Source organism: Streptomyces sp. R-74717, from assembly GCF_047305335.1.
GTDB classification, from domain to species: Bacteria; Actinomycetota; Actinomycetes; order Streptomycetales; family Streptomycetaceae; genus Streptomyces; species Streptomyces atratus.
In genome coordinates this window covers 50,256-66,862 of record NZ_CP102361.1, presented here as the reverse complement: position 1 = coordinate 66,862, position 16,607 = coordinate 50,256, and the positions used below count along the sequence as shown (strand labels likewise).

Genomic DNA, 16,607 nt, shown 5'->3' with positions numbered 1-16,607 from the left:
ATGGAACAATGGAGTGGACGATCCAGGAGCTCGCGGCGAGGGCCGGCATCACCAGCCGGACCCTGCGTCACTACGACCGTTTCGGGCTCTTGGCCCCGTCCCGGGTCGGCGCGAACGGGTACCGCTACTACAACCCCGCCGCGGTCGCCCGGCTACAGCGGATCCTGCTCATGCGTCGGCTCGGCATGGGCTTGTCGGCCATCGCCGAAGTCCTGGCCGAGGAGGTGGACTCACTCGACGGACTCCGCGCCCACATTGCCGCGTTGGAAGAGGAACGGGACCGCATCGAACGGCAGATCCACTCTGTGCGTCACACGCTGGAGGCCATGCAGGCGGGGGTGGAACCGCGGATGGATGTCATGTTGGCGGGGTTCAACGACCACTACAAGGACGAGGTGATCTCACGTTGGGGCGAGCGCGCGTTCCAAGTGAGCAACGACTGGTGGCATGGCAAGAGTCTCGACCAGCAGCGGGCCTGGAAGCAGGACACCGAAGACCTCGTTGCCGCATGGATCGCCGCGGTGAAGGCCGGGGATTCGCCGGCATCGGAACACGCTCAGTCACTGGCTGCCCGGCACGTCCAGTGGCTGAGCCAGATCCCGGGCACCCCCACCGCCGAGGGCGACCGGGAGCGCTCAATCGAGATGGTGAACGGCATTGGGGACATGTTCGTCGACGACCCCCGCTTCGCCGCCATGTACGACGACGAGGCGGGGGCGACGTTCGTCCGCGACGCGCTGCACACGTACGCGCGTACCCGGATGTAGCTCGTGTGGTTCGCAGAAATGACCATCTGTGAGAGTTCTGCGACAGCCCCGAAAGCGATCACGTTTCCGCAGGCCGACGTTCGCAAAAGTCCTCTCGAAACCGGCGTGTTGTGCGAGGGGCCGTCGAGAAATTACTGGTGCGTGTCGGGTCAATCGTCTGTTGTCGTTGCGTGTATGACGTAGCGGGCGAGTTCGCTGGGGTCGATAAGACGGACCGGGAGCGGGTCGCTGTGGTGGCCGTGTCGCTGTAGCAGGGGGCGGGTCTGCTGGAGGAGGGTGCGCATCTGGTTCTCGCCGACGCGGAAGAGGTGGGCGATCAGCGAGGCGGGCAGCCCGCGCTGGTCCAGGACGGAGGCCCAGATGATGTTTTCGACCGCGAGTTTGCGGTGGCGGGGTCGCTGGCCCGGTGCGAGTTGGTCGATCAACTCACGAACTCTGCTGACGAGTTGGTCGAGGGCTTGCGGCACCGTGCGACGGTCAGTTCGGGTGGGAGGCGAGGAAAAGGCGGGCGTGCTCGTCGAGCTCGGCGGCGCACCGCACACCCCGAGCCCGGTACGGGCGCAGGTCGGAGCGGAGTGAGCGGACGGCATTGAGGGTGCGGGCGGACTTCACTCCGGCCATGGTGTCGATGGCCCGGCTCCAGGTGGTGCACGCCTGCTCAATACTGCCCTACTGGGCATGCTGCTCGGCCTCGGCGACCAGGTCGAGCGCGACGATCCGTGCGTACGTCGCCCCGGGGCGGCTCGCGGTGGCAGTCGCGTAGCTTCCCCGGTCGCTAGTGCTGTGACCGGGATGGTTCACCGTGGTCGGGAGACGGCTCACGGGACGAGCGCGGTCCGCGAGGCGACTGGTATTAATGGTGCATGCAGGAAGAGACCGCGCGGTCCGCGATCGACACGTTCATCTCCGCGTTCAACGCCTCGGACGACAGCTATGTGACTGCGCTGCTCTCCCAGGCCCTAACCTCGGACGTGGTCTTCTGGGGACCGTTGGGCCGCAGTGAGGGGATCGAGGCGGTCGAGCGGTTCGTGCTGGACATCCGGCGCCACCCCGCGGGGACCGGCACGATGGTGCGCTGTTCGGCGGTGGACATGCCGGACGAGTGGGCCCGGTACCAGTGGGTCTTCACGACGCCGGATGGAGGCCCCCGCCTGGCGGGAACGGACGTCGTCCATCTGCGGCGGAGCCTCATCGACCAGGTCATCGTCTTCGCGGGGGAGATCGAGCCGTCCGCCTCCTGAGTCATTCTCCTCTGGCGCCGTCCTTCTCCTGAACCGGCCCCGTTCGGGGCTCCGGGTCTGCCCAGCCGAGATCATCTTCACAACGCTTCGGTCGTCCGCGCTTGGCCACGAGCGGACCGATGATGCGCTGTGGCTGTGTAAGTTCGCGGTTGGTCAGGCTGCGGTGTTGAGGGGGCGTCCGCCCCAACGGATGCCCTTCTCGCTTCGGATGCGGGCGCGTTCCTTGCGTTCGGCGGCCAGGACGTCGCGGTGGCGGGCGTTGGCGTTGCGCCAGCATAGATAGGCGTGCAGGGCTCGTGTCTGCACGGTGTGGTTGGGGTGGTTGGAGTTGGCGATGGTGAACTGCCTCAGCGGTCCGAAGTGGGCTTCGATGGGGTTGGCCCAAGAGGCGTAGGTCGAGGTGATGAAGTTCCCCCCGATGTCAGGACAGCTTGATACTGGGACGTATGGGTCCCGGAGGAAGCAGTCCAGGTAGTGAGTAAGAAGAGCAACACGAGCAAGCGGTACACGGCGGAGTTCAAGAAGGACGCCGTCGATCTCGTCCGTTCCTCCGGGCGGACGGTGACGGAGGTCGCGCGAGAGCTCGGGGTGAGTTCCGAGGGCCTGCGGGGCTGGGTCAGGCAGGCCGGGATCGATCGGGGCGAGGGGCCGGCCGGGGTGTTGACCACCGCTGAGCGGGAGGAACTGGTCCGGCTGCGACGCAAGGTCCGCGAGCAGGAACAGACGATCGAGGTGCTGGGAAAAGCGACCGCCTTCTTCGCGCAGCAGAAGACGAAGTAGCCGCGCGCTACCGGTTCATCGACGCGGAGAAGGCATCCGAGGACAATCCCGGCGGCTACGGCGTGAGTCTGCTGTGCCGGGCGTTGAAGGTGGCGCGATCGGCGTATTACGTCTGGCTTGCCGCGCGGCCCGCCGCCGAGGTGCGCCAGGCGGCCGAGGACGAGCTCGCCGGGGAGATCCGGCAGATCCACGCCGATTCCCGTGGGGCTTACGGGGCCCCGCGGGTGACCGCGAAACTGCGACGCGGGGGCAGGCGGATCAATCGGAAGAAGGTCGAGCGGATCATGCGGGAGCGCGACATCCGCGGGATCACCCGCCGCAAGCGCCGCAGCCTGACCAAGGCCGACACCAAGGCGGCCCCGTCGCCGGACCTGGTCGGGAGGGACTTCACCGCCGCCGAGCCCGGCACGAAGCTGGTCTCGGACATCACATATCTGCCCACACTCGCCGGTTGGTGGCATCTGGCGACGGTCATCGACCTGGCGACCCGCGAAGTCATCGGGTACGCGATGGCCGACCACCATCGCGCCGAACTTGTTGTCGACGCCCTGAAGATGGCCGCCGGCCGCAGCGCCCTGAGGAAGGACTGCATCGCACACTCGGATCGCGGATCGGAGTACACGTCGAGTGAATACCGCAAGCTGATAAGGGAGTTGAAGCTGAGCCAGAGCATGGGACGAACCGGGTCATGTTACGATAACGCCGCAGCCGAAAGCTTTTTCGGTTTACTGAAAGCGGAGATCGGGACCACCGTCTGGGAGTCCCACGAGGCTGCTCGCGCGGACGTCTTCCGCTTTATCGAGGTCGAGTACAACCGAACCCGTCTGCGCAAGCATCCAATCTACGGCTACGTCACCCCGATCGAGACCAGGGCCCTGGCGGCCCAAGATCTCACCCACGCAGCGTAAACATTCGCTGTCCGTGATCGTGGGGGAACTTCAGCTCTCCTACGTCGTCGCCGTACCCAAGTCCCAGCAGGTCCACGGCCCGCGCATCGACCACCTCATCGGCCAGGCCCCGCCCGAAGCCTGGCAGCGGCTGTCCGCAGGAAGCGGCGCGAAGGGCGAGCGCTTCTACGACTGGGCCGCAGCCCGCCTGCCCGCCGTGCGGGAATTCGACGGCAACGAACCCGCCCGGCAACGCTGGATGCTGGCCTGCCGCAGCATCGCCAAGCCCGACGAGATCGCCTACTACCTCGCCAGCGCACCCCTGGAAGCCACCGTCGCCAACCTCGTACGCATCGCCGGCTGCCGCTGGAAAGTCGAGGAATGCTTCCAGAGCGCGAAGAACGAATGCGGCCTGGACCAGTACGAAGTCCGCCGCTACGTGGGCTGGTACCGGCACATCACACTCGCCATGCTCGCGCACGCTTTCCTCGCCGTCCTGGCCGGCCAGGAACGGAAAAAGGGGGAACCGAGCGGGACACACCCGACCTCGTGGACCTCACACCGGCCGAGATTCGACGTCTGCTGGCAGTTGGACCACGCCGCCGTGCTCCACACCACGACCACGCGATGACGTGGTCCCACTGGCGTCGCCGCCACCAAGCACGCGCCCGCGGCTGCCACTACACACGGCGCGGTCACACCTTCGTGGGACCACCCGGCAAAGACAGCCCCACCCCCGATTCCAACCCGCTACACTCCCCACGCCCAAGCCGTTGACCAGCGCGAATGAAGAAGTCCGGCTGGAGTACTAGTGCGCGGCTGTCGGCAGCCGAGCGGGAGTTCGCCGGGAACAAGGCCAGGATCGAGAGCGGCGAGACGTACCGAGCTCAGAAGCCTCGGACTGGTGGCGCGGAGCCTCGTCGTCCAGCACGCGCACTGCCCTCTGAACTCCTGCCGGGCGGTGTGGCATCGGCCACGGACGAGCCGTCCGGTCAACGGGTGGTCAAGGGGCAAAACGGACGCCAGCGGCCGGGATCGGCAGACCGCGGACAAGACAACGGGGAACTGGAGGCTCGCGAGGTTCCGGAGTCGCTGCCTCGCGTCTGTGTCCACACCCGCGCCTCGGTGTCGCAGGGCCGTCAGAGTTATGGGCGCGGGGGCGTCAGCAGGGAGCGCACCGCGACACGGGTGTGCCGGTCTCAGCCGGTGCCCTCGGCCGTCAGACTCGTCAGCAACGCCCGGACGGTCGGATGACGGTACAGGTCTCTCAGACGCACCGAGGGCAGGCCTTCGGCGCGCATCGCTGTACCGATCCGGATCGCGAAGAGCGAGTTGCCGCCGAGTTCGAAGAAATCGTCGTCGGGGCCGACGGGCACGCCGAGTACCTTGCTCCACACCGCGCTGAGCCGGGTGGTGAGGTCGTGATCGGCTGTGGGCGGGCCGTTCGGCCGGCTGGCCCTGGCCAGGACCGGCTCCGGCAGACGGGACGGGTCGAGTTTGCCGTTGCCGGTGAGCGGCAGTGCCGGCAGCGGCGTCACCGTGGCGGGAACCATGTAGGCGGGCAGTATGGCGGTGACGCGCTTGCGTATCTCGGAGGCGTCGCCCGGACTGGCCCCGGTGAGTACCACGTACGCGTCGATCCGGGCTGTGGCCGCGTCGGCTGGATCGTCGCGGCGGACCACCACGACGGCCGCCCGGACCTCGGGGTCCTCCAGGAGAACCGAGCGGATCTCGTCCAGTTCGATCCGGAAGCCCCGGATCTTCACCTGGGTGTCGAGACGGCCGAGATGCTCCAGCGTGCCGTCGGGCCGCAACCGTCCCCGGTCGCCACTGAGGTAGAGCCTGCCCCCGGTGTACGGATCGGGGGTGAACCGCCGGGTGGTCAGTTCCTCCTGGCCGAGATAGCCAAGGGCGACTCCGGCGCCACCGATGCGGATCTCGCCCGCGACCCCCGGCGGCAGCAGTCGGCCGGCCGGGTCGGTTACGTACAGGTGCCAGCCGGGCAGCGCCATTCCCACCGAACGGGTTGCGGCCAAGGCCAGCCCACGCGTGAGTGTCTGCGCGGTGACATGGACCGTGGTCTCGGTGATGCCGAACATGTTGACCACCCGGCAGCCGGACTCCGGGTGTTCGTCGAACCACGGCAGCAGCATGCGTGCGTCGAGCGGTTCCCCGCCGAAGACCATGAGCCGGACGGCCAGCTCTGTATGGTCCACGTTCAGCAACTGGGCGAAGGCCGAGGGCGTCTGGCTGAGGACGGTGACGTGCTCCGCCCTCAGCAGGTCGCGGAACCGGTCCGGCTCACGGGAGACGTCGTGCGGCACGACGACGACCCGGCCGCCGGTCAGCAGAGCGCCCCAGATCTCCCAGACCGAGAAGTCGAACGCGCTGGAGTGGAAGAACGTCCACACGTCCGAGGGCCCCAGCGCGTACTCCTCGCGGGTGGCGTCGATCAGCGCGACGGGGTTGCGGTGCGGGACCACGACTCCCTTGGGCCGGCCCGTGGACCCCGATGTGTAGATGATGTACGCCGGATCCTCCGCGTCCACCGCCGACCGTGGCGCACTGCCCTCCCCGGCCGCGATGAGTTCGTCTGGGGAGACGGACTCGGCCCCGGTGCCGCCCGGGAACTCCGCGAGCTCCGTGACGACGACGCCGAGGCGTGCGTCCTGCACGGTGTAGGCCAGTCGCTCGGCCGGGTAGGCCGGGTCGGTGGGCACATAGGCGGCGCCCGCCTTGAGCACGCCGAGCAGGGTGACGACGAGCCCGGCCGTGCGCTCCAGACACACCCCGACACGATCGCCGTCCCGTACGCCGCGCGCTCGCAGCCCGGCCGCCAACCGGTCCGAGTGCTCGTCGAGTTCGCGGTAGGTCAGCCGTACCGTCCCGGCGGACACGGCCTCCGCGTCCGGTGCCGCGGCTGCGATCCGGCGGAACGCCGCGTGCAGCGTGGTGGGGGTGCTGACCAGGACGGCTCGCGGGCGTCCCAGCGCGAGGATCCTGGCCCGTTCCGCCTCGTCCAGCAGCTCTGTCTCCGCGACCTCCCTGCCCGGCGTGCGCAGCACTTGCCGGTGCACCTCGATCAGATGCCGGACGAACTGCCGGGCCATCTCGGGGGCGACGTGACCGAGCAGATGATCACAGCGCAGCTGCCGGCCCCCGCCGTCCTCGAAGACCGAGAGGGTCAGCGGGAACGGGGGCGCCAGACACGGGACATACGTTCCCGCGCCCCTGGCGCCGTCGAACAGCAGCCCCGTGAAGGCCGGCTGGTCCGCCGGCACCGTCGTCACCGAGCTCAGCGGTCCGTCCGGGGACGCGGTCACTGCTCCCCGGAGCGTACCGATGACCGGCGCGTGCTCGGGGTCGTAGTGGTGCAGGGTGACGGCGAGCGCGGTCAGCCAGCTGCGCTCGTCACCTGCCTCCTCGTTGGCGAGGGCGGTCTGGAAGGTCTCCGGCCGTACGGAGCCCTCCTCGCCCTGGCCCCACGGGGGAGGGGGAGGGGAGGCGGTCACGGGCACCGCAGCCGACGGGGCGCCGACGGGGTGCCCGGGATCCGCGCCTTGGGACAGCTGCAGCAGTGCCGTGCGGTCGAGTACATCGCGCCGCGCCACCAGCACCAGATCCGCCGCGCCGTCCGACCAGCGCAGCAGCACACCGCGAACCGTGCCGGTCGGCCTGCCCAGTTCGAGCGACCGGCGGCGCTCCGCCGCAGGGCTCGCGGAGGGCACGGGCACGTCCTCCACCCACAGCCGGGCGTCATGTACGGTGGCCAGCTGTGCGGCGAGCGCCGCGGTGTCTACCGGTCCAGTCGCCCGGATACGGACGGCGTGGCACTGCACCCCTGTCATGACCGAGGAACTCAGGTTGCCTTGCACGGGATGTCCCTTCTGTCTCAGCGGGCGGTGAAGCCGCCGTCGACGGTGAGCACGGCCCCGGTCACCTGCCGGGAGTCGTCGGAGGCGAGATAGACCACGGCGGCCGCGACATCCTCTGGTTCTATCAGCGCGTTCATGGGCTGCGCCTCGGTGAATGCCTGCTCGTGCTCGCTGACCGGGACATCCAGTGCCCGGGCGATCTCGGCGAGCATCCGCCCCTCGGCTGACGTGTCGTCCCGTACTGAACCGGGGCAGACGGCGTTGACCCGCACTTTCATCGGTGCGTAGTCGAGGGCGGCGGCCTTGGTGAGGCCGATGACGCCGTGTTTGGCCGCGACGTACGCGGCGAAGTGCCGGTAGCCGACCAGCCCGGCGGTGGAGGCGATGTTGACGATGCTGCCCGAGCGCTGGGCGCACATCGCCTTGCCGACTTCGCGGATCACCCGCCAGGCCCCCGAGAGGTCGACGTCGATCATCAACCTCCACTCCTCCTCGCTGATCTCGTGGACCCGCTTGCCGGACGGCGCCGCGATGCCGGCGTTGTTCACGACGATGTCGATCCGGCCGAACCGGTCGCACGCGGCCGCGACCGCGTCCCGTATCGAGGCCGTGTCCCGGATGTCAGCCACGGCCGTGAGGACGGAGGAGCTGGCGGCGCGGCACAGGGCCGCGGTGTGGTTGAGCTGGCCGGGCGAGCCCAGCGGGTAGGGCACACCGGCGAGGTCGGCGCAGATGTCCAGCAGGACAAGGTCCGCGCCCTCCGCGGCGCAGGCCAGCGCGGTGGCCCGGCCGAGCCCGCGGGCCGCTCCGGTGATGACGGCTGTCTTACCGCTCAGACGCATGGTGCTCCTCAGAGACTGCCGACGATCAGCCGCAACAGGGCGGGCGTGCGGTCGGTGAGATACATGTGGCCGCCGGGTATCTCGACGTACTCGAAGTCCCGGCCGGCCACCTTGGCCCAGGCGGCGGCGTCGTCGGAGTCGACGAGGGTGTCCTCGGTGCCGCGGATTGAGGTGATGGGCACGTTCAGCGGCAGCGGAGTGCTTGGTGCGTAGCTCTCGTGCAGCTGGACATCGGCGCGGAGGGTCGGCAGGATCATCTCCCGCATCTCCGGGTCCTCCAGCGCCTCGTGGCTGTAACCGGCGAACTCGCTCACCTGGGCCAGGAACTCGTCGTCGGGCAGCCCGGTCGCCCGGCGCGGCCGCTGGGTTCCGGGCTCCGGCGAGCCGCTGACGAACAGCCTCAGCAGTTCCAGGTCCGGTGCGGCAGTCACGCGGTGTGCGAGTTCGTAGGCGAGAACCGCGCCGAGACTGTGACCGAAGAGAGCCACTCGGCGCGTACCGCTGAGTTGGTCGACAAGATCTCGGAAAAGTCCGTCGGTCGCTTCTCCCACCTCTCGGTACGGTTCTGCATCGATGAGCCGCTCGCGTCCGGGCAACTGGAGTGGAAGCACCTCCAAGGATTCGTTGAGTTGTGACCAGGGGCGGAAGAAGGAAGCTCCCGCTCCGGCGAACGGTAGGCATACCAGGGTGGTCTGTCGGTTGTCAGAGGTCATGGCGACTCGCTTTCCGAAGTGACGGGGCCTAGTCGGGAAAAAGGGACGAGTTGAGCAGGGTTCGGGTAGGGAGCGAAGCGGAAAGCGGGAATCCTGGCGTTCGGCGGAATTTCTCGCGGATTTCATAGTCAAGCTGTCCGCACATCGCCGTTACGTTCTGGCCTTGCTGCGATAACGCGACGTCGCCAGGGTCATGAAGGCCGCGATCAGCCCCGCGGACCACAGCAGCAGATAGGGGACGGAGTGATCGACGGGCCAGCCGTGCGGCCGCGCGAAGCCCGGTGGAACGGGGGTGCCGAACTGTTCCCGCAGCGCGTTTGACAGCGCCGTGATGGGACTCCACGCGGCCACCGCGGCGAGCGGTCCCGGCAGGCTGGCGGTCGAGACATAGCCGGAGGAGACGAAGCTCGCGGGGAACATCCAGATGAGTCCGAGGCTCGCGGCCACCTGCACGTTGGGCGCGACGACTCCGATGAACGCGCCCACCCAGGACATGGCGAAGGCGAAGACGGTGACCAGTGTGTAGCCCGCCAGGATGTGCAGAACCCCGCTGTGCGGTCGCCAGCCCAGCGCCAGTCCGCACAGGGAGGTCACCAGCACGCTCGCGATACAGGTGGTGAGGTCGGAGGTGGTTCGGCCGAGCAGCAGAGCCACCCGGGAGATGGGCAGTGCTCGAAACCGGTCGACCGTGCCCTCCTGTAGGTCCTTGGCCAGGCCGAGGGCCGTCACGGCGGTACTGAAGGTGACGGTCTGGGCGAGCAGTCCGGCCACCATGTACTCGCGGTACACCGCTCCGCCCAGGCTGTTGCCGAAGACGTATCCGATGAGCAGCGCGAACATGACCGGTTCGACGAGGCTGCCCATCAGGGCGGTCGGGGTGCGGCGCAGATGGAGCAGATTGCGCCAGGCGAGGTCGGTGGCCTCCCGCCCCACGCGGAGCAGCGCGATCACCGTGTGACCGCCGGGCGAGGCCTGGCGGTGGTCAGGCCCAGGAACACATCGTCGAGCGTGGCTCGGCGCAGTCCCACCTCCAGCGCCTCCACACCCTCGTCTTCCAGTACGGAAAGCGCCCTCGTCAAGGCGGATCGACCGTCCGTCACGACCATCTCGACCCTGCGGTCCCGGTGGTCGACCACAGGGGAGTTCCCGCTGGCGCTGACCGCGGCACGTATGGCCGTCGGCATCTGGTGGTCCTCGGCGACCATGATGATCAGACGGCTCCCGGCGGCTGCCTTCAACTCGTCGCTGGTGCCGGCCGCCACGACCTTGCCGTGGTCGATCACCGTGATTCGGTCGGCGAGCCGGTCGGCCTCCTCCAGATACTGGGTGGTGAGCAGAATCGTGGTGCCGCCCGCCGCCAGTTCGCTCACCGCGTCCCAGGCGTCGAGCCTGCTCTTGGGATCCAGTCCGGTCGTCGGCTCGTCGAGGATGACCAGTGGGGGTGAGCCCACCAGTGAACCTGCGAGGTCCAGCCGTCGGCGCATTCCGCCCGAGTACGTGTTCGTCACCCGCCCACCGGCATCCGTGAGCCGGAATCTCTCGAGCAGTTCGCTGGCCGTCCGCCGGGCAGTGCGCCGGTCCATGCCGCGCAGCTTGGCGATGAGATAGAGGTTTTCGAACCCCGTCAGCATTCCGTCGACGGTCGAGTACTGCCCGGCCAGCCCGGTTGCGGCACGGACCCGCGCGGGGTTCGTCACGACGTCCCATCCGGCCACCCTCGCGTGCCCGGAATCAGGGCGCAGCAAGGTGGTGAGAATGCGGACCAGCGTCGTCTTCCCGGCGCCGTTGGGACCGAGAAGCGCAAAGATCTCACCGGCCGATATATGAAGGCTGACGTCCCGTAACGCCCGGATGTTTTTATGCTTTCTTTGCATTTTCTCGACGATGACTGTCGGTTCGGTTTTGTTGGGGTTCACCGGAGACCCACTCGTTTCATGGTCCTTGCATGTAGGAACGTGACGCGGCGAGAACATAGCAGATGACTTTCGTAAGGTGCAACATACATGTGATCTGGGGACTAGTGTTTTCACTAGTTGCTTTCTGCTTACTCTCCGGCCGCTGGTTCCGGCGTGTTGCGGAGTGCCGGCACAGTGGGTGAAATCTCCTAAAAATTCGGGTGGTGCTTTTCGCGTGAGTGGCGGTCTGGCGTCCAGTGCCGACCTTGTGTCGGTTCTCAGGGAACGCGTCGAGAACACCCCGGATATGGGTGCGGTCGCTTTTGTGCGGGATCCGCTTCAGGCTCGGGACAATGCGTCCCTGTCCTATGCGGATCTGGATGGACGGGCTCGCAGTACCGCGGTGTGGCTTGCCGAGCACACCGAGCCGGGCGACCGGGTCCTCCTGCTGTACCCGCCGGGCATCGAGTTCACCGTCGCGTTCTTCGCGTGCCTGTTCGCTGGGCTGATCGCGGTCCCTGGCCCCCTGCCCGGCCGCTTCCGGCACGAGCGCCGACGGCTCGCCGGGATGGCCCGGGACGCCCAGGCGACCGTCCTGCTGAGTGACCGGCGTGGCCTGCCGGAGGTCGAGAAGTGGGTCGCCGACGAGGGTCTCACTCAGGTGGTCTGCCACTCGACCGACGATGAGGACACCGCCCCCGACGCGTGGCGCCCCCGGACGAAGGCCGGCCCCGACCGCATCGCCCTACTCCAGTACACCTCCGGCTCGACAGGCAGCCCCAAGGGCGTCATGGTCCGGCACGGCAACCTGCTGACCAACGTCGACAGCGTGGTGCGCTCCCTCCGACTGGAAGCCACCCACCACACCGGCGGCTGGATCCCCCTCTACCACGACATGGGCCTGATCGGCCTGATGCTCCCCGGCGTCCTGCGGTGCGGCGGCTACGTCCAGATGGACCCGATGACCTTCCTGCGCCGCCCGCACCAGTGGCTGCGGATGATGGACGCCTTCGACGTCAACGCCACCGCCTCGCCCGACTTCGGCTACGAACTGTGCCTGCGCCGGGTCACCGACGAACAGCTCGCCGACCTCGACCTGAGCCGGGTGTACAGGGCGGTCAGCGGCTCCGAGCCGGTCCGCGCCCATACCGTCACCGGCTTCGCGGAACGCTTTGCCGCCGCCGGGTTCAGGCCCGACGCGCTCGTCCCCATGTACGGGCTGGCCGAGTCGACCCTGCTCGTCACCGGCCGCAGCGGCCGCACGCCGCACGTGGTCGGCGTGGACGTACCCGCGCTGGAGGAGAGTGCGCTGCGCCGCGCCGCGCCCGGCGTGCCCTCCCGGGACCTGGTCGGCTGCGGCTCCAGCGTCGATTTGCGGGTCCGCGTCGTGGATCCGGACAGCGGTGAGACACTGCCCGAAGGGCGGATCGGGGAGATCTGGCTCAGCGGGCCGAGCGTCACCGCGGGCTACTGGGCGAACCCCGAGGCCACGACGGCCACTTTCGGGGCCCTCACCTCGGACGGGCAGGGCCCTTTCCTGCGCACTGGCGACGTCGGCGGACTGCTCGACGGCGACCTGTTCGTCACTGGCCGCCGCAAGGATGTCCTGGTCCTGCACGGCCGCAACATCCATCCGCAGGACATCGAGGGTGAACTCCGCGCCCAGCACGAGGAACTGGCCGGTCTGCACGGTGCCGCCTTCGCCGTCAGCGGGGACGACGGCACCGCTCTCCAGGAGTCGGTCGTCGTCCTGCACGAGATCAGGGGCCACTGGGGCGCCGAGCGGATGGCCGAGATCGCCTCCGCCATGAAGCTGACCGTGGCCAGGGAGTTCGGCGTACCCGTGGGCGCGGTTCTGCTGCTCCGGCCCGGTGGCATCCGCCGGACGACCAGCGGCAAGGTGGAGCGTTCGGCGATGCGCTCGCTCTATCTGACCCGCGCGCTCGAACCCCTGCTGACCAGCGAAGACCCCCAACTGACCGTCGCTTTGGGCGGCTCCGGACGTCAGGAGGCGATGTGATCCGGTCCGAGGCACTGGAACGAGTCCTCGCCGGGCACGTGCCGGGCGTCTGGGCCCCGGAGGAACTGCACGCGCTCGACGCCCGCGAGGAGTTCCCCGCCGACGCGGTGGAGGTCCTCGACAACGCCGGGCTGGCCGCCTCGTACGTCCTCACCCCCGACAGCGACTTCCCGGCTCTGGTCGAACTGATCCGTACCGTCGCCCGGCGCGACCTGACCGTGGCCATCGCGCACGGCAAGACCTTCCTCGGCTCCATGCCCGTATGGGTCGCCGGCGCCCCCGAACAGGCCGATCGGCTCGCGAAGCGGGTCCGCGCGGGACATCCCGTCTGCTGGGGACTGACCGAGCGGGACCACGGCAGCGACCTCTTGGCGGGCGAACTCACCGCCGCCGAGGAGGACGGCGGTTGGCGGCTCGACGGTGAGAAGTGGCTGATCAACAATGCCGGCCGGGCCCGGTTCGGCTGCGTGCTCGCCCGCACCGACCCCGTCGGCGGCGGTCGCGGGTTCAGCCTCTTCCTCGTCGACCGCGAGCAACTGCCGCCATCCGCCTGGCAGGTGCTTCCCAAGGTCCGTACGCACGGCATCCAGGGCGCGGACATCAGCGGCTTTGTCCTGCACAGAGCCCTGGTGCCCGCCGACGCGCAGATCGGCGGAACCGGTGACGGCATCGGCATCGTCCTCAAGTCCCTCCAGCTCACCAGGACCGCCTGCGTCGGCCTCTCGCTGGGCGCGGTCGACCACGCTCTGCGGCTCGCCCGGGACTTCACCAAGGAACGCGAACTTTACGGGCGCCGCCTCAGCGCCCTCCCGCACGTCCGCCGTATCCTCGGCCGGGCCGCCGCCGCCGCGCTCACCGCGGAGGCCGTCAGTACCCTGGCCGCCCGCTCGGTGCACGCCCTGCCCGGTGAACTCTCCGTCACCTCGGCGATCGCCAAGGCGTATGTGCCCACCACCGTGCAGGACACACTCGGCCGACTCGCGGAACTCCTTGGCGTCCGCGGCTTCCTCACCTCCCCACCCGGCGGCGGCTTCGCCAAGCTGGAGCGCGACCACCGCATCTGTGCCATCTTCGACGGCAGCACGGTCGTCAACCGCACGGCGCTGCTGACCCAGATGAGCCGGCTGGGCCGACTGATGCGCCGAGGCACCGCCGATATCGACGCGGTGCGCGCCGTGGCCGACCTCACCACCCCGCCGGCCACGATCGACACGGCGCGGCTCACCCTCACCTCGGCCACCGGGTGCAGCCTCGTGCAGAGCCTGCCCGAAGCCTTCGAGGGCACCCGCGCGCACGGACACCCGGAACTGACCGCGCTCGCCGCGACCGTGCTGGAGCAGAGTCGCCAACTGGCCGCCGAACTGGCGGACTTCGTACCGGTCAGTGGCGGACTTCCGAGCGCTGCGTTCACCCTCGCCGAACGGTACGAGCGCCTGTACGCGGCGTCGGCCTGCCTCCGCCTCTTTTCACACAACCCCGACCGCCCGGCCGGAGCCCTGGCCAAGGACGCCCTCTGGCCGCGCGCCTGCCTCGCACACCTCCTCGACCTGCCTGACAATCCGGCCTACGACGAGCTGGCCCTGGCCGTACTCGACTGGACCGAACCCGGGTTCACTCTCCTGGATGGTGCCGTGTGACCACCCTTGTTCCTGAGCGCACCGGCGCCCTCGACCGCCTGCTCGGCGATCCCGCCGACCCCGCCAACCCCGTCGGGACCCGCGCTGTCGTCGACGCGGACGAGCGAGGGGAGATGCTGGAGGCCGGCGAGCGCGCCCTGCACACTTACGGCCTCAACGCGGAGTTCGTGCCGCCCGAGTACGGAGGCCGCCTCAGCCGCGCCGATCATCTCGTCGAGGTGATGCGTACCGTCTACCGCCGGGACCCGGTCCTTGGACTCGGCTACGGCGCCAGCTCCTTCATCGCCGGTGTCAACGTCTGGACCGCGGGCAGCCCCGAACAGGCCGCGCGGGTCGCGGACCTGCTGCTCGCTGGCCGCCGGGTCGCCGTGGCGTTCCACGAGCTGGCCCACGGAAACGACATGACAGGCACCGAGTTCACCGCGGCTGCCGATGGCGAGGACCTGCTGCTCAGCGGGCGCAAGGAGGTCGTCACCAACATCAGCCGGGCGCAGGCCCTGGTCGTGTTCGCCAGGACCGATCCCCGGCCCGGCCCCCGCAGCCACTCCCTGCTCCTGATCGACCGCGCGGCGGTCCCCGGCGACGGAATCCGCGACCTGCCCCGGTTCACCACCGTCGGCATGCGCGGAGTCCAGCTCGGCGGGCTGGAGTTCGACGCCGTCCCCGTACCCGGATCAGCAGTCCTCGGACCGGTGGGCACCGGACTGGAGTCCGCCCTGAAGGCTCTCCAGATCACCCGGACCACCCTGCCCGCCATGGCCTCCGGCGTGCTGGACACCGCTCTGCGCACGGCGATCGACCACCTGTCGTCCCGCACCCTGTACGGCGGCGCCGCCATCGACATCCCGCACGTCCGTTCCGTGCTGGTGGGCGTCTTCGCCGATCTGCTGCGGGCCGAGGCGGTCGGTGTGGTCGGCGCCCGCGCCCTGCACCTGGTGCCGGAGTCCGTGAGCGTCTACTCGGCGGCCGTCAAATACGCCGTGTCCAAGCTGCTGCTGGACGCCATGGACCGGCTCGCCGAACTGCTTGGCGCCCACTTCTACCTGCGCGAGGGTCCAAGTGCGATCTTCCAGAAACTGCTGCGTGACCTCGCGCCGGTCGGCTTCGGACACATTGCCCGGGCGGCCTGCCAGATGAGCCTGCTGCCCCAGCTCCCTCTGCTCGCACGGCGTTCGTGGACCGCCGGTGCCCCGGCACCGGCCGAACTGTTTGCCCTGGACACGGACCTGCCACCGCTGCGCTACGACCGGCTGACCCTGCACGCCGCGGGCCGCGACCCCATCGCCGCCTCGCTGGTGGCGGCGCTGGACGAACCCTGGGACAGTTCCTCCCGGGAGCTGAAGGCCGTTGCCGCGGCGGACCTGACCGAACTCATCGAGCTCGCCGGGTCCTGCACCGCGCTTCCCGTGACGGAATGGGGCGTCGACGCCTCCCCCGGCACCTACGACCTGGCCGACCGGTACATCACATTGCTCACCCGGATCTGCTGTCTCCAGGTCCAGCGGCACGCCACCGATCCGTTCCTGGCCGACCCCGCCTGGATGCTGGCGGTCCTGCACCGCTCCGACCGACGTTCCCCGCTTCCCGACCCGGTCGAGCACGCACTCCACGGTGAACTCCTCGACCGCCACCGAAGTCACCGCTCATTCGGGCTCGCCGCCCGCCCGCTGCACCACCGAGAAGAGAACACACGATGAGTTCTGGCACCCAAGACGTACGCGCCTGGCTGACCGAGCGGGTGGCGACCTACCTTCGCCGCACGCCCGAGGAGATCGACACCACCCTCCCGATGGCCGAGTACGGGCTGGACTCGCTCACCGCACTGGCCGTCTCCGCCGACATCGAGGACGAGTTCGAGCTCGTACTGCCGCCCGAGATGACCTGGGACCACCCCACCATCGACGAACTCAGCGTGGCGCTCACCGCCCTCATCGAGGAGAAGGCCTGACC

The 16,607-nt window shown here is 69.0% G+C and carries 17 protein-coding genes and 1 pseudogene; 9 read left to right on the top strand and 9 right to left on the bottom strand.

Annotation, left to right across the window (positions count from 1 at the left end):
* Window positions 1–8: 8 nt before the first annotated feature.
* Window positions 9–767: a MerR family transcriptional regulator gene (locus tag NRF20_RS00305; protein WP_398634939.1), complete on the top strand. Its 759-nt coding sequence runs from the start codon at window positions 9–11 to the stop codon at window positions 765–767.
* A gap of 149 nt (window positions 768–916) precedes the next feature.
* Here NRF20_RS00305 and NRF20_RS00300 read toward each other — a convergent pair whose 3' ends face one another.
* Genes NRF20_RS00300 through NRF20_RS00290 form a run of 3 tightly spaced genes read right to left on the bottom strand, consistent with a single transcriptional unit; the run spans window position 917 to window position 1,589 of the window.
* Window positions 917–1,234: a hypothetical protein gene (locus NRF20_RS00300; protein WP_413751741.1), complete on the bottom strand. Its 318-nt coding sequence runs from the start codon at window positions 1,232–1,234 to the stop codon at window positions 917–919.
* Between the two features lie 10 nt (window positions 1,235–1,244).
* Complete coding sequence (locus tag NRF20_RS00295) at window positions 1,245–1,388, bottom strand: hypothetical protein (RefSeq protein ID WP_398633990.1); 144 nt, start codon at window positions 1,386–1,388, stop codon at window positions 1,245–1,247.
* A 48-nt stretch (window positions 1,389–1,436) separates the two neighbouring features.
* Window positions 1,437–1,589 carry a hypothetical protein gene (locus NRF20_RS00290; RefSeq protein ID WP_398633991.1) on the bottom strand — a complete coding sequence of 51 codons (153 nt, stop codon included), beginning with the start codon at window positions 1,587–1,589 and terminating at the stop codon, window positions 1,437–1,439.
* Between the two features lie 41 nt (window positions 1,590–1,630).
* Here NRF20_RS00290 and NRF20_RS00285 point away from each other — a divergent pair, with 41 nt between their 5' ends.
* On the top strand, window positions 1,631–2,008 hold the full coding sequence (locus NRF20_RS00285) for a nuclear transport factor 2 family protein (RefSeq protein ID WP_024757633.1): 378 nt from the start codon (window positions 1,631–1,633) through the stop codon (window positions 2,006–2,008).
* 153 nt (window positions 2,009–2,161) lie between these two features.
* Here the strand turns inward: NRF20_RS00285 and NRF20_RS00280 are convergent.
* A pseudogene (locus NRF20_RS00280) lies at window positions 2,162–2,410 on the bottom strand (IS630 family transposase); the annotation flags it as partial.
* A gap of 72 nt (window positions 2,411–2,482) precedes the next feature.
* Between NRF20_RS00280 and NRF20_RS00275 the strand changes: the two are divergent.
* Genes NRF20_RS00275 through NRF20_RS00265 form a run of 3 tightly spaced genes read left to right on the top strand, consistent with a single transcriptional unit; the run spans window position 2,483 to window position 4,306 of the window.
* A complete protein-coding gene (locus tag NRF20_RS00275) occupies window positions 2,483–2,788 on the top strand; it encodes a transposase (protein ID WP_331737113.1) in 306 nt (101 codons plus the stop codon).
* Window positions 2,789–2,805: 17 nt separating this feature from the next.
* Complete coding sequence (locus tag NRF20_RS00270) at window positions 2,806–3,696, top strand: IS3 family transposase (RefSeq protein WP_413754501.1); 891 nt, start codon at window positions 2,806–2,808, stop codon at window positions 3,694–3,696.
* A gap of 13 nt (window positions 3,697–3,709) precedes the next feature.
* On the top strand, window positions 3,710–4,306 hold the full coding sequence (locus NRF20_RS00265; protein ID WP_413751740.1) for a hypothetical protein: 597 nt from the start codon (window positions 3,710–3,712) through the stop codon (window positions 4,304–4,306).
* A 568-nt stretch (window positions 4,307–4,874) separates the two neighbouring features.
* Here NRF20_RS00265 and NRF20_RS00260 read toward each other — a convergent pair.
* The 5 genes from NRF20_RS00260 to NRF20_RS00240 form a co-directional block, all read right to left on the bottom strand.
* Complete coding sequence (locus NRF20_RS00260) at window positions 4,875–7,523, bottom strand: non-ribosomal peptide synthetase (protein WP_398633994.1); 2,649 nt, start codon at window positions 7,521–7,523, stop codon at window positions 4,875–4,877.
* A 44-nt stretch (window positions 7,524–7,567) separates the two neighbouring features.
* Window positions 7,568–8,392 carry an SDR family oxidoreductase gene (locus NRF20_RS00255; protein WP_398633995.1) on the bottom strand — a complete coding sequence of 275 codons (825 nt, stop codon included), beginning with the start codon at window positions 8,390–8,392 and terminating at the stop codon, window positions 7,568–7,570.
* Between the two features lie 8 nt (window positions 8,393–8,400).
* Window positions 8,401–9,105: a thioesterase II family protein gene (locus tag NRF20_RS00250; RefSeq protein WP_398633996.1), complete on the bottom strand. Its 705-nt coding sequence runs from the start codon at window positions 9,103–9,105 to the stop codon at window positions 8,401–8,403.
* Window positions 9,106–9,255: 150 nt separating this feature from the next.
* Complete coding sequence (locus NRF20_RS00245; RefSeq protein WP_398633997.1) at window positions 9,256–10,056, bottom strand: ABC transporter permease; 801 nt, start codon at window positions 10,054–10,056, stop codon at window positions 9,256–9,258.
* Entirely contained in the window at window positions 10,053–10,979 is a 927-nt protein-coding gene (locus NRF20_RS00240; RefSeq protein ID WP_413751739.1) for an ATP-binding cassette domain-containing protein, read from the bottom strand. Before NRF20_RS00240 ends, NRF20_RS00245 begins: the two co-directional genes overlap by 4 nt.
* Before the next feature lie 328 nt (window positions 10,980–11,307).
* On the opposite strand from NRF20_RS00240, the gene NRF20_RS00235 reads away from it, so the two are divergent.
* From NRF20_RS00235 to NRF20_RS00220, 4 genes are read left to right on the top strand one after another with little or no spacing between them, the layout of a single operon-like run.
* Complete coding sequence (locus NRF20_RS00235; RefSeq protein WP_413754500.1) at window positions 11,308–13,020, top strand: fatty acyl-AMP ligase; 1,713 nt, start codon at window positions 11,308–11,310, stop codon at window positions 13,018–13,020.
* Window positions 13,017–14,657, top strand: a complete 1,641-nt coding sequence (locus NRF20_RS00230) for an acyl-CoA dehydrogenase family protein (RefSeq protein ID WP_398633999.1) — start codon at window positions 13,017–13,019, stop codon at window positions 14,655–14,657. Before NRF20_RS00235 ends, NRF20_RS00230 begins: the two co-directional genes overlap by 4 nt.
* Window positions 14,654–16,354, top strand: a complete 1,701-nt coding sequence (locus tag NRF20_RS00225) for an acyl-CoA dehydrogenase family protein (protein WP_398634000.1) — start codon at window positions 14,654–14,656, stop codon at window positions 16,352–16,354. Before NRF20_RS00230 ends, NRF20_RS00225 begins: the two co-directional genes overlap by 4 nt.
* Entirely contained in the window at window positions 16,351–16,605 is a 255-nt protein-coding gene (locus tag NRF20_RS00220) for an acyl carrier protein (protein WP_398634001.1), read from the top strand. The genes NRF20_RS00225 and NRF20_RS00220 overlap by 4 nt, the downstream gene beginning before the upstream one ends.
* Window positions 16,606–16,607 lie beyond the last annotated feature (2 nt).